The sequence below is a fragment of the Streptomyces kronopolitis genome (genome assembly GCF_014646275.1).
Classification (GTDB): domain Bacteria; phylum Actinomycetota; class Actinomycetes; order Streptomycetales; family Streptomycetaceae; genus Streptomyces; species Streptomyces kronopolitis.
Window position 1 is genome coordinate 348,370 of the sequence record NZ_BMND01000001.1, and the last position, 12,114, is coordinate 360,483.

At 71.3% G+C, this 12,114-nt stretch carries 9 protein-coding genes and 1 pseudogene; 2 read left to right on the top strand and 8 right to left on the bottom strand.

Features of this window, described 5'->3' with window-relative positions:
* Positions 1 to 5 precede the first annotated feature (5 nt).
* The 3 genes from IEY78_RS01285 to IEY78_RS01295 form a co-directional block, all read right to left on the bottom strand.
* Positions 6 to 1,358, bottom strand: coding sequence for a cytochrome P450 (locus IEY78_RS01285; RefSeq protein WP_189095548.1), 1,353 nt, complete (start codon positions 1,356 to 1,358; stop codon positions 6 to 8).
* Positions 1,359 to 1,411: 53 nt separating this feature from the next.
* Positions 1,412 to 3,109, bottom strand: coding sequence for an acyl-CoA dehydrogenase family protein (locus tag IEY78_RS01290; RefSeq protein WP_229699614.1), 1,698 nt, complete (start codon positions 3,107 to 3,109; stop codon positions 1,412 to 1,414).
* A gap of 186 nt (positions 3,110 to 3,295) precedes the next feature.
* Positions 3,296 to 3,826 (bottom strand): EF-hand domain-containing protein, encoded by a 531-nt coding sequence (locus tag IEY78_RS01295; protein WP_189095552.1) that lies wholly within the window; start codon positions 3,824 to 3,826, stop codon positions 3,296 to 3,298.
* Positions 3,827 to 4,208: 382 nt separating this feature from the next.
* Between IEY78_RS01295 and IEY78_RS01300 the strand changes: the two genes are divergently transcribed.
* Positions 4,209 to 5,252, top strand: coding sequence for a D-alanyl-D-alanine carboxypeptidase family protein (locus tag IEY78_RS01300; protein WP_189095554.1), 1,044 nt, complete (start codon positions 4,209 to 4,211; stop codon positions 5,250 to 5,252).
* A gap of 103 nt (positions 5,253 to 5,355) precedes the next feature.
* Here the strand turns inward: IEY78_RS01300 and IEY78_RS01305 are convergent, their stop codons facing one another.
* Positions 5,356 to 5,892: a hypothetical protein gene (locus tag IEY78_RS01305; RefSeq protein ID WP_189095556.1), complete on the bottom strand. Its 537-nt coding sequence runs from the start codon at positions 5,890 to 5,892 to the stop codon at positions 5,356 to 5,358.
* A gap of 272 nt (positions 5,893 to 6,164) precedes the next feature.
* Between IEY78_RS01305 and IEY78_RS01310 the strand changes: the two genes are divergently transcribed.
* Positions 6,165 to 6,386, top strand: a complete 222-nt coding sequence (locus IEY78_RS01310; protein WP_189095742.1) for a DUF7489 domain-containing protein — start codon at positions 6,165 to 6,167, stop codon at positions 6,384 to 6,386.
* 80 nt (positions 6,387 to 6,466) lie between these two features.
* On the opposite strand, the gene IEY78_RS01315 is transcribed toward IEY78_RS01310, so the two are convergent.
* From IEY78_RS01315 to aceB, 4 genes and pseudogenes are all read right to left on the bottom strand, one after another.
* A complete protein-coding gene (locus tag IEY78_RS01315; RefSeq protein ID WP_189095558.1) occupies positions 6,467 to 8,377 on the bottom strand; it encodes an APC family permease in 1,911 nt (636 codons plus the stop codon).
* A 214-nt stretch (positions 8,378 to 8,591) separates the two neighbouring features.
* Positions 8,592 to 9,329 carry a (2Fe-2S)-binding protein gene (locus tag IEY78_RS01320; protein WP_308426846.1) on the bottom strand — a complete coding sequence of 246 codons (738 nt, stop codon included), beginning with the start codon at positions 9,327 to 9,329 and terminating at the stop codon, positions 8,592 to 8,594.
* Between the two features lie 266 nt (positions 9,330 to 9,595).
* The gene (locus IEY78_RS01325) at positions 9,596 to 10,477 is read right to left on the bottom strand and encodes a 3-hydroxybutyryl-CoA dehydrogenase (protein WP_189095560.1); all 882 of its coding nucleotides are present in this window, start codon (positions 10,475 to 10,477) and stop codon (positions 9,596 to 9,598) included.
* Positions 10,474 to 12,064 (bottom strand): annotated as a pseudogene (aceB, locus tag IEY78_RS01330) (malate synthase A). Before aceB ends, IEY78_RS01325 begins: the two are co-directional and overlap by 4 nt.
* Positions 12,065 to 12,114 lie beyond the last annotated feature (50 nt).

A 12,114-nucleotide genomic window follows, 5' to 3' on the forward strand; every position in this document is an offset into this window, starting at 1 on the left:
CAGCTCTAGGCGGCCGGGTGTGACCGGCGCGCGCGGAGCCGGACCCTTCCGCCCTGCGCCGGGATCATCGTCACGGACACCAGGCGCGCCGTCTCCGGAGGGCCGGCCGGCTCGGGGACGGCCACCGCCAGGATCTCCCGCAGAACGGTCTCGGTTTCGAGCTGGGCCAGCGACACCCCGATGCAGCGGCGCAGGCCACCGCCGAACGGAGTCAGCGAGTAGGGCACCGGGGCCGCACCCAGATGGCGCTCGGGCCGGAAGGCATCGGGCCGCGGCCACAGCTCGGGGTCGAGGTGGGTGAGCGAGAACAGTGCCGCGACGAACGCGTGCCGCGGCACCGGGTGGCCGCCCAGCTCGGTGTCGTGTGCCGCGGTACGCATGGCGTGGTGGACGGCGGGGCGCAGTCGGCCGGACTCGCTGACTGTCGCCTTGAGCAGCCGGTCCGAGCCCGCGTCGAGGTCGGCGATCAGGTCGTCGCGGGCGGCGGGATGGTGGGCGAGCAGATGGAGGGTCCAGGCGATCGTGGTCGCCGTGGTCTCGTAACCGGCCAGCACCAGACCGGTCAGCTCGTCCAGGAGCTGTGCGTCGTCCAGCCCGGCCCCGTGCTCGTCGCGGGCGTCGAGCAGCAGGGACAGCACATCGTCGCGACGGGCGCGGTCGGGCGCGGCCCGGCGTGCGGCGATCTCCTCGCGGGTCAGGTCGCGTACGGCCGCGCGGAGCCGGCGGAAGCGGCCGCCCGGGGAGAGCGGTCCGAGGTCGCACTGCAAGGGATTGGGCAGGAACAGCACGGCGAGGTTGCCCGTGGCGACGAAGGCGTCGAGCGCGTGCCGGAAGGCGGTGGCCCGGGCCGGGACCTGCACACCGAAGACGACCCGCAGGATGATGTCGAGCGTCAGCCGCTGCGCCCAGGGGCGCACGGCCACGCCGTCGCCGGTCAGCAGGCCGGGCAGCCCGCTGCGCACAAGTTCCCGCACCCGCTCCCTCCAGCACGCGATCCGGGCGCCGTGGAAGGGCGGCAGCAGGAGCTTGCGGTGGCCCCGGTGCAGGGGTGGCGGCGTGCAGATCAGCGACCCGGCGCCGACCGCGGGCGCCAGCAGCGCGGCGGCGTCGCCGCCGGTGAACCGCGCGTGGTCGGTCAGCACCGCCCGGTTGGCCGCGGCGCCGGCCGCGCAGACGAGGGCACCGCGGTAGGGGTAGGTACGGAGCGAGAAGACCGGGCCGAACCGCCGGCGCAGCGAGCGCGCGTAGCCCTGGGGATCCAGCAGCATCCGTGCGGTCTGCACGGCGCGCGGCGCACGGGCGGCCGGTGGGAAGAGCCGGGGAGCCCACGACGGCTCACGGGCGAACGCGACGCTCACGGCCGGTGGACTCCTCGGAACGGTGGACGGGGGAGGGCGAGACCGGGCCGGACTCAGCCGGCCGGTGCCGGTGTCGGCAGCCAGGGTCCGGCCGGGTCGTCGTAGGCGGCGTCGTAGCCGTCGGTGGCGATGGGAGCCTGGAGAACGGCGTCCGGAATGGCGAACGCCTCCACGAGAGTGAGGGCGTGGGGGGCCAGCGCGGCGCTGACGCGGTCGATGGCGGGGGCCAGGTCCCGGACCGCATCGGCGGTGAGGTGTCCTTCCGCCAGCAGCAACCCCGCGCAGGGCACGAGATGTTGCAGGACGAACAGCTGGAAGACCTGCGCGAGCAGGTCGCGCGTGGTGGGGTCGCCGACGCGCTCGGCGGCGGCCAGGAACGCCTGGGCGGCCCGCCGGGTGGCGTACGCGCCGACGAGGTCCACGGCCGGGTTCACCGCGTGGTTCCAGCGCTCCATCGGGTCGGCGCTGGGGCGGCTGAGGCGGCTGCGGGCGTACTGGAGGCAGTACCGCTCATGCCCGACGAGCACATCGAGCAGGAACGCGCAGTCGGTCAGCGCGCCGGTGCGCATCACGGGCGCCGGGGGCGGGCTGTAGCCGCGGCCGATCAGCATGTCGGCGCCGGCCTTCGTCCAGATGACGAGGTTGTCCCCTTCGGCGGTGATCGTGCTCTCGATCGGCGTGAGCAGGTCGACGATGCGGTTGGCCGACAGCAGGCCCTGGGCGCCGCAGCGCTCCCGGCACTCGATCACGATGTCCCTGGCCCGCCAGGTGATCCAGCCCTTCGCCGCCGCGACCAGAACCTCCGTTTCGGCCGACTCGGGGGCGTCCGCGCCGGCACAGCCGCGGGTGGTCTCGCGCAGCAGGAACGTCGCCGCGTAGGCGCGGGCCACGGCCCCGAGCAGCCTGGTCTGGTGGCAGCGGTAGTCGAAGACCGGCACGCCGGACCTGCTCGCCGGGGCGAAGGTGCGCCGACGGTGGGCATAGCGCACGGCGACGGTGAGACTCGCCCGGGCCCCGCCCAACGCCGCCGCGCTCAGGCAGAGTTTGCCCGTGGTGACGCGTTGGATGGACCGCAGGAACCGTCGCCGCCGGCTGCCGAGCGTGCTGTGGAAAGCCCCTTCGGCGGTGAGGTCCGCGTGGTGGCCGGCCAGCAGCGCCGTACGCGGGAGCACGACGCGGTCGAATGAGGTGAGGGCGTGATCGACAGCGGAACCGGGGGTCTGCGACAGGAGGCGCACCCGGATCCCGGGCAGCGGCCCGTGTGCGTCGCGCAGCGGCACGAGGAACAGGAACACGCCGCAGTCCTGCTCGCGGACGGTCAGCCGGGCCGCGACCAGGCCGCTCTTCGCCCCGCCGGCGGGGCCGGTGTTGGGCATGAACTTCTGGGCGCCACGCGAGGGGGTGTGCAGCACGAAGGTGTCGGTGTCCGGCCGGTAGGTCGCCGTGGTCTCCAACTCGGCGGCGTTGTTGCCGTAGTCGAGTTCGGTGATCAGAACCGTGCCGTAGCGTCGCAGCCGGGTGAACGGGGTGAGGTCCACCGTGCGTCCGGGGTCGAGGCGGAGCAGGCTGCCCAGGAACAGGTTGTAATGGATGGTCGCCAGAGTGGTCAGCGTGCCGTCGACCACTCCCAGCCATTCATGCAGTGATACCAGTTGGTCGATTGCGCCGACCAATTCCTCGACGTTGTCGATCTCCTCGTTGACGACCCGTAAGCGCTCATAGGCGAGTTCGGAACGCTCTGAAGGTGACAACCCATCGCGGTAGCGGAAAACGTCCCGACCGAAAACCCTTGTCCATGGCTTGTGCAGATCGTCGAAACGCCCGCCGAAAAGGACGCCCTTCAGTATCTGCACCGGGTCCGCCGGGACGGCTGTGGTGCCAGCCGTGGCGCAGGCGCCCGTTTCCGCCACCGCGATCATGTCCAATGTGGGCTTACCTCACAGTGCGCCGAAGAGGAGGTGGCTTGCGGAGTCGGCCGGGTCCTCATGGCAGTAGTACCGGGTGGCGGCGGTCATCAGCTGGTCCTTCGTCAGCTGTCCGCTCTGCTCGGTGAGCCGGTCGAAGGACGCCCCGGCCTCGGGCGCCGGGACGCCGATGGCGGCGAGGACCGCGACGAAGTCCTCCCTGCCGACCAGGCCGTCGTCGTCCCTGTCGGCGAGGTGGAAGCCGGCCTGGTAGAGCGGTCCGACCAGCGTGTCGAAGGTGTCGCTCACATGACGCAGGGCCTGGCGGAACTCGTCCTTGCTGATCCGGCCGTCCTCGTTGGCGTCGGCGGTGTCCCGCAGCGCCCGCCAGTAGTTCCGCATCTCGTCGGCGTACTTCTCGCCCTTCGCCGTCTTTTCCTCGGCGGCGGCATTCAGCACTCGGCCGGCCATCAGCTCGAAGTCGTCCTCGCCGATCACCCCGTCACCGTTGGTGTCCAGCAAGGCGAAGAGCTTCTCGTACTTCTGATCCAGTAGTGCGCCCATATAGCCCTCCATTGGCGGAAGTCTGCCCGAAGCAGGTTCGAGACTACTGGGAGGCAATCGGGTGAATCCATCCATCGCGAGGGTCTCGATCGAGTGAAGTGCGGCCGTTGCGATTGACGTAATTCTCGAATTTCTCACTGCCGGGAAGGCGTCCACGCCCGGGGGCGCCACCGCGGGCCTCGGCGAGGACGATGCCGCCCGCCCGCCGACGGCGAGTAGCGCGGCGCGAACCGTCCGGGGGCCTCATGAGATCCGCGGCGAACTCCCGCTCCAGACGTAGGTGCAGCCCGCTTGATCATCGGGTTCGTCGGGCAAGTAGATTCCCCTTGAACCGAGTTCCTACTACGACACCGGCGTCCCTCGCCGGAAGGAGGGATTCCCCATGGGTTCCCACGCCCGCCCCAACCGAATACACCGCACCGGTGTCCGAATCGCGATGGTCGCACTTGTCGGCGCCGCACTGCCGATCAGCGCCGGCGGTCTCGCCGAGGCGGCCACGCCCGGTGCCACGCATTCCGCGGACGAGAACGGCCAGCAGGGGAGCGAGGCCGCCCGGCACCAGGGCGCGCAGCAGCAGTCCCAGGCTGCCCCGTCGGCGCAGGGCGTTGCCCGGAGCACGGCCGCTGACCCGCAGGACCAGGCCGCTCCTCAGATCAACACCGACCACGCCTTCCTCCTGGACGCCCGCGACGGCAGCCAGCAGCGGGAGTTGTGGAGCGGGGCCAAGGCGGACGAGAGCGTGCCGATGGCCAGCACCACCAAGATCATGACTGCCCTGGTGGTGCTCAAGCACCCGGAGTGGCTGAACCGGCAGATCAGGGTGAAGCAGGAGTACCGGGACTACGTCCAGAAGGTCGGCGGCAGCACCGCGGACCTCCAGACCGGCGACACGCTGAGCGTTCAGCAGCTGTTGCACGCCATGCTGATCCCGTCCGGCGACGACGCCGCGATGGCGCTGGCCGACAACCTCGGCTCCGGGGACAGCCAGGAGGCGCGGATCGCCGATTTCGTGCGCCAGATGAACGTCGAGGCGCAGCAACTGGGCATGACCGGCACGAACTTCGACAGCTTCGACGGCATCTCGCAGGGCAACAACCACAGCACCGCCCGCGATCTGGCCAAGCTCGGCCAGCGTGCGATGCTGCAGCCGATGTTCGCCGACATCGTGAAGAACAAGCAGTTCAAGGCCGAGGCGCCGGCGGCCAACGGCCACATCCGCTACTACACCTGGGACAACACCAACAAGCTGCTGACCAGCTACGACGGTGCCCTGGGCATCAAGACGGGCAGCGGCCCGGAGGACGGCTACTGCCTGGTGTTCGCCGCCAAGCGGGACAACCGCACCCTGGTCGGCGCGATCCTCAAGGACGACCAGGGCCGCTTCGACGACGCGGCCAAGATGCTCGACTGGGGCTTCGCCCACTGAGCGGGCAGCGCCCCCGCCCCTGAGCGGACACCACGTGCGGCACGGCCGGACCTCCACTCCAGGACGCGTCCGGCCGTGCCGCACAGGGCGAAGACGGTGTGCGTCAGTCCTGGCTCGCCCTGGACAGTGCGTCGGTGATCAAGCGGGTGGCGAAGTCGTGGTCGTCGGCGATCCGGTTGAGGTGCTCGGCGAGCAGGACGACCAGGGCCTCCAGGGGGTTCATCTCGACCTCGCGCCAGCTTCCGTACTGCGCGCGCCACAGGTTGGGGCTCAGGCCGGTGCCCGCGGCGATGAGCAGGCCGGCCATGGTGGGGATGACCTCGGGGCGGAAGGTCTTGGGCATCATGCGCATCGTGGCCACGAGGCTGGGCACCGAGTACTCGATGACGTCCTTGTCGTGGTCCTCGCAGGCCGTCCGCAGCCACTTCATGAACATGTAGATGAGCGTGCACGCGCCGTCCAGCAGCTCGTCGACCCCGGTGGGGCCCATGGACGCGGCGAAGTGGTCGAGCATCTGCTGCTGTTCGGGGTCGGTCTCGGTCTTGTTCTCGTAGAGGGCCTTGAGCCGAGAGTCGATCATCATGAGCGCCGCGCCCACATCGCCGGCGGGAGCGTACTCGGGGTCACAGGGCGACGACACAGGACTCCTCCTCGTATGACCGCAGCGGGTAACGCGGTGTGCCCGTACGGTAGACCGCCGATCGGGCGGAAGGCGGGCGAATCCCGACGGATGACATTCGGTAGCTGGACTCCTCGGCCTTCGACTGCACTCGCGTCAGGGTTCGTGGTATGGGCAACGGTCACCGCGGCGATCACTTCGCTCCGCTGCTGCCCCGGCAGGACATTTGTCATCTCCAGGAAGGTGACGCGCGGCTCTGCAGGCCGGCTGCCGGTCCTCGTAGGCTTCATGGCATGTTCAAATCTCACAAAGTCGGACGAGACGACTCCTGGGAAGGCACCGTCGTCAAGGCGTCCCGGGGCATGCTCGACGGTTCGAATATGTATCACTTCGTCGAGGTTCGTCTTGCCGAGGGGGACGTGGTGAAGGTCCGGATCAGCCGTCGGCTCTGGAAGTCGATCGCGGTCGGCGATCGGATCGTCAAGCGGCCGGGCGCCGATCCGGTCAAGGGCTAGCCATGCACAGCGGGTGTAGCCGGCGCGCGGGGGGCGCCAGCTACACCCAGCCGTTCGCGCAGATGCCGCGGCGGCCCTGTTCACCGTCCCTCTGGCGCCTTCAGCCGGAAGCGCAGTCGGCAGATCGCCGCGTCGGTGTCCCGTCGGACCGCGTGGGCCACGACCGCGCCGCGCTGGTTCTGGAGCAGCCGCTGCCAGAGGCGGGCGGGTTCGGCTTCCGGGATCAGGACGGTGACACGGGTACCGGGGCGGCGCGCCGACAGGTCGGTGACGAAGCCGGCGATCGGGCGGCCGAGGGAGCGGGTCGTGGAGGGGAGTTCGCGCAGCTCCACGCCGGGGTTCCAGAGTTCCCAGTCGCGGCGCAGGGCCTCGGCGGCCGGGCGGTCCTCGGGCCCGCCGTAGGTGACGGTGACGGCCACCACCTCGTCGCCCAGGGACACCGCCGCGTTCAGGGCCTCGCAGGTGAGCCGGGACAGGTGGGAGACGGGGACGATGACGAGGGAGTGGGCGCGGCGCGGGGTCAGGGGCACCCGGCCCAGGTCCAGGCGTTCGTCGATCCGTGCGTAGGCCCGGTGCACGGCCTCGAAGGTGAGGACCAGCACGGGCAGTGCGAGGAGGACGAGCCAGGCGCCCTCGGTGAACTTGGTAGCGGTGACGACGACCGCCGAGACGCCGGTGAGCAGCGCGCCGAGGCCGTTGAGCAGGGTGTTGCCGCGCCAACCGGGGGAGCGTGCGAGGCGCCAGTGCCGGACCATGCCGATCTGGCAGATCGTGAAGCCGACGAAGACACCGATGGCGAAGAGCGGTACGAGGGTGTTGACGTCGCCGCCGGAGAAGGCCAGGAGGGCCGCCGCGACGGCGGCGAGGGCCAGCACACCGTGCCGGTGGACCTGGCGGTCCGCCTTCAGACCGAAGACGTGCGGAAGATAGTTGTCCCGGGCGAGCAGCCCCATGAGGACGGGCAGGCCGCCGAAGGAGGTGTTCGCGGCCAGCGCGAGGAGCGTCATGGTGGCGAACTGGACGACGTAGAAAGCCCAGTTGTGGCCGAGCGAGGCGTCCGCCAGCTGGGCGAGGACGGTGACGCCCGCGACCGGCTGGAGGTGGAAGCGGCCGATGAGGACCGACAGGCCGATCAGCATCACCCCGAGCAGCGCGCCGAGCGCGACCTCCGTCCGCTGGGCGCGCCGGGCGGCCGGGGCACGGAACGACGGCACCGCGTTGGCGACCGCCTCGACCCCGGTCAGCGCCGAGCAGCCGGCGGCGAACGCCTTGAGCAGCAGCAGGGCGCCGACCGCGGTGGCCTGGGGCGCGAGGGCGGAGGGGTGTCCGTCGGCGGTGACGGTGGAGGCGGGCGCGGTACGGAAGAGGCCGACGACGACCATCGTCAGCACCGCGCCGATGAAGACCGCGGTGGGGACGAGGAACGCCTTGGCCGAGTCGACGATCCCGCGCAGGTTGAGGGCCGTGATCAGGGCCAGGACCCCGAGGCAGATCGCGACGCGGTCGTTGTAGAGGGCGGGCAACGCCGAGGTCAGGGCCGCTACGCCGGCGGTCACCGAAACGGCGACGTTGAGGACGTAGTCGAGGACGAGGGAGGCCGCGGAGAACAGGGCGGCGCGCCGGCCGAGGTGGGTCCTGGCGACCGCGTACGAGCCGCCGCCGTCGGGGAACGCGGCGATCACCTGGCGGTAGGAGGCGACCAGTACGGCCAGCAGCGCGGCGATGGCGAGCGTGACGGGGAGGGTGAAGCCGAGGCCGTAGCCGCCGGCCGCGGCCAGGACCAGGACGATCGACTCGGGGCCGTACGCGACGGATGCCATGGCGTCCAGGGACAGCGCGGCCAGGCCCTGGAGGGCGGTGAGGCGGTGGCGGGCGTCGGGCTCCGGAGCCGGGCTGCTCCCGGGCCCGGCGGGCGTCGTATCCGGTGGTTCTTCCGGTTGGCCGTCGTGTCGGGCGCCGGACCGGCCGCCGGGCCGGGAGACCGTCGACATCGTTCGTCCACCTCCGTACCGCACCGTGGTGCAGTGCTGCTGTGCTGCTGTTGGGCCAGCTCAGAGTGCGGGGCGAAGCGGCGGCGGGCGGGGAGCCTTGGCGCCTCCTTGACGGGGGAGGGGGGCTTCTTCACTCGTTGTTGACGGGACGGGGGCGGCGTTCTGGCAGTGCGCCCGGCCCCGTCACGCTGGTGGGCGTGTGCCGGGACCGGGCCTATCGCTCGACATGCCTCAGTGCGCAGTCGCCGCACAGGCCGCCGCCCGGCACGCGGTAGTACAGGCAGCAACTGTTCCGTGAGAAGGCAGGGGTGACGGGATCGAACGTTCCGGTGTCGCGCAGCGGTGCGGTGTCGAGCAAGGAGGCCGTCAGTGTCACGGCTCGTTCCGCCGCTTCCCGGTGGCCGCGTCCGGAACACCAACCGTGCAGCACGCGGAGGGTGCCGACCAGGGCGGAGGCGGCGTTGCCCCACAGCAACCGCGGGGAGACCGGGGAAACGGCGCCGAGGGCGCGGTGCAGGGGCTCCAGGTGGTGGTGCACAACGGCTTCCGCCAGCCGGGTCGTCAGCGCTTCGTTCGAGGCCGTCGTCAGGGCGGTCGGTGCGGGAAGCCAGATTTCCTCGGGTGTGCTGCGGTCCGGGTGCCACCACAGGGTGTCGGCGTCGAGATCGGGGACGTCTCCGGCCAGCACGGCCGGTCCGAGGGCGATCGACCACAGGCGGCCGGCGAGTCCCTGGTAGACGAGGGAGGCGGCAACCCGCCTCTCCGCTGTGCCGAGCCGGGTGGCGACCGTCTCCACCCGGTGGCTCAGTGCCGGTGAGACGCCCTCCCGGTACACCTCCGCGAACGGGAGGAATCCCTGTTCGCGCGGTGCCCCGGCCCGGGTCCGCACGGAGAAGAACGGGCCCACGGCGGCGGCGCGGCCGAGTGCGGTGGTCATCGGCTGTTGCGGCACCGGTTCTCCTCGATTCGGCATGGGGTGTCCGGCCCGGATCGTAGCTGCCGGACCGACGCGGGTGCGCGCCGCGTCGGTGCCGGCCCACCTCGTCCCGGTACTCCGCGGGTGTGCGCTTCCGCTGGATGACCGGCTGGAACGCCCCGTCGTACCCGGCGGCGCGAGGAGGACTTCGCGGCGGGGCGCGGAACGGCCTCAGTCGTCCGTTCCGCGCCCCGTTCCGCACACCGGCCGGGTCCCTCAACCCGGCGGCGACCCAGGGGCCCTCAGCCCTGGTCGTAGGTGTGGAACCCGCGCCCCGTCTTTCGGCCGAGCAGTCCGGCCTCCACCATGCGTTGCAGCAGTGGCGGCGGGGCGTAGAGGGGTTCCTTGAACTCGTCGTAGAGGGACTGGGCGATGGAGGCCACGGTGTCCAGGCCGATCAGGTCGGCGAGCTTCAGCGGGCCCATCGGGTGGGCGCAGCCCAGTTCCATGCCCGCGTCCACGTCGGCGGCGGTGGCGAACCCGGACTCGGCCATCCGGACGGCCGAGAGGAGATACGGCACGAGCAGGGCGTTGACGACGAAGCCGGCCCGGTCCTGGGACCGTACGACCGTCTTCGCCAGCGTGCCGGTGACGAATTCCTCGGCGGTGGTGATCGTCGCTGCCGAGGTGTGCAGGGAGGTGACGACCTCGACCAGCGGCAGCACCGGGACCGGATTGAAGAAGTGCAGCCCCAGGACGCGGTCCGCGCGGCGGGTGGCCATGCCCAGCCGCATGACGGGTATGGCCGAGGTGTTGGTCGCCAGGATCGCCTCCTCGTCCTCGACGACCTTGTCGAGGGCGGTGAAGACCTCCGTTTTGGCCTCGGTGTTCTCGACGATGGCCTCGATGACGAGCTGCCGGTCGGCGAGGTCGTCGAGACTGCCGGTGACGACCGTCCGGGCGAGGGCGTCCTCGGCCGAGATGCGGTCCAGCTTGCCGCGCTGGACGGCGCGTTCGAGGGACCTGGCCACGCGCTCGTGGGCAGCGCGGGCCGCGGTCGCATCGGCCTCGCAGAGCACGGTGTCGAGGCCGGCGCGGGCGCACACCTCGGCGATACCGGCGCCCATCTGGCCGCCGCCGACGACTCCGACCCGCCGGATCGCGGGGTTCGGTGCGGCGCTCATGCCGTGACCCCGGCCCGCTGCACGAGGTGGGGCGTAGGCGTCCGGAGTGAAGAAGGCGGTCAACTCCCGTGTCAGAGCGTTCCGTTCGAAGATTTCCCGCACCTCGTCGATCCGTGCCCAGGGGTACTCGGCTCCCAGCCGGGCGAGCTCCTCGTCGAGGAGGCCGAGCACGGTGTCCCGGTCGACGGCACCGTGGCGCAGCCACTGCCAGATCTGCGCCCGGGCGATCTCGGCGGCCGCCGCGTCCTCCATCAGCCCGTCGAGCGCCACGGCTCCGGTGCCGCGCAGCCATGCGTCGAAGTAGCGCAGGGCGGCCGCGATGTTGGCGCGCACCCCGTCCTCGGTGGGCGGTCCCGCCGTGCGCCGCACGGCCAGCAGTGCGTCGGCCGAGACCTCGACGTCCTCCCGGGTGCGGTCGATCTGGTGCGGCCGTCCGCCCAACACGTTGTCGAAGATCTCGCGGCAGAAGGGGACGAGCCCGGGGTGGGCGACCCAGGTCCCGTCGAAGCCGTCCTCGGCTTCGCGCTCCTTGTCGAGCCGCACCGTGGCGAGCGCGGCCTCGTGGGCCTGCGCGTCGTGGCCGGGCACCTGCGCGGTCATGCCGCCGATGGCGTGTGCGCCGCGCTTGTGGCAGGTGCGCACGAGCAGCTCCGTGTAGGCGCGCAGGAAGGGCGCCGTCATGGTGACCCGCTTCCGGTCGGGGAGCGAGAAGTCGGGGCGGTGCGCGAAGATCTTGATCAGGCTGAAGAGGTAGTCCCAGCGGCCGGCGTTGAGGCCCGCGCTGTGCTCGCGCAGCTCGTAGAGGATCTCCTCCATCTCGAAGGCCGCGGTGACCGTCTCGATCAGCACGGTGGCCCGAATGGTGCCCTGGGGGATGCCGAGCAGATCCTGGGCGAGCACGAACACGTCGTTCCACAGGCGGGCGTCGTAGGCGTTCTCCAGCTTGGGGAGGTAGAAGTACGGGCCGGAGCCGGCGTCGATCTGGCGTTGCGCGCAGTGGAAGAAGTACAGGCCGAAATCGACGAGCGAGGCGGGCACGGGACGGCCGTCGACGAGGAGGTGGTCCTCGGTGAGGTGCCAGCCGCGGGGACGGACGACGATGGTTGCCAGCTGTGCGCCGAGCCGGTACTCGGTGCCGTCCGGGGCCGTGAAGTCGATGCGGCGCTCGATGGCGTCCAGCAGATTGAGCTGACCGCCGATGATGTTTTCCCAGGTGGGGGAGGTGGCATCCTCGAAGTCGGCCAGCCAGACCTGCGCCCCGGAGTTGAGCGCCTCGACCGTCATCCGGCGCTCCGGCGGCCCGGTGATCTCCACCCGCCGGTCCGTGAGACCCGGTGCGGGCGGGGCGACCCGCCAGTGCGGGTCGGCGCGGAGGGCGGAGGTGGCCAGGGAGAAGTCGAGGGGGGACCCCGATGAGAGGCGCAGCGCCCGGCGACGCCGTTCGGTGTGGATGCCGCGGTAGCGGTCGGCGAAGGCATGGGCGAGGCGCCCGAGGAAATCGAGGGCGGCGGGCGTGAGGATCTCGTCGAAGCGGTCGCCCGCCGCGCCGAGCACCTGGACACGGCTGGTCAATTCGGTGGTGGTCATCGCATCTCCTCAACGGGCTGAGCGGGGGAGCGGGGTGGTGGGGGCCGGAC

Bases quoted from the DNA above. Each gene is read 5' to 3' on its own strand.
- IEY78_RS01295 (WP_189095552.1), bottom strand. From the start codon at position 3,826: ATGGGCGCACTACTGGATCAGAAGTACGAGAAGCTCTTCGCCTTGCTG.
- IEY78_RS01300 (WP_189095554.1), top strand. From the start codon at position 4,209: ATGGGTTCCCACGCCCGCCCCAACCGAATACACCGCACCGGTGTCCGA.
- IEY78_RS01310 (WP_189095742.1), top strand. From the start codon at position 6,165: ATGTTCAAATCTCACAAAGTCGGACGAGACGACTCCTGGGAAGGCACC.
- IEY78_RS01315 (WP_189095558.1), bottom strand. From the start codon at position 8,377: ATGTCGACGGTCTCCCGGCCCGGCGGCCGGTCCGGCGCCCGACACGAC.
- IEY78_RS01325 (WP_189095560.1), bottom strand. From the start codon at position 10,477: ATGAGCGCCGCACCGAACCCCGCGATCCGGCGGGTCGGAGTCGTCGGC.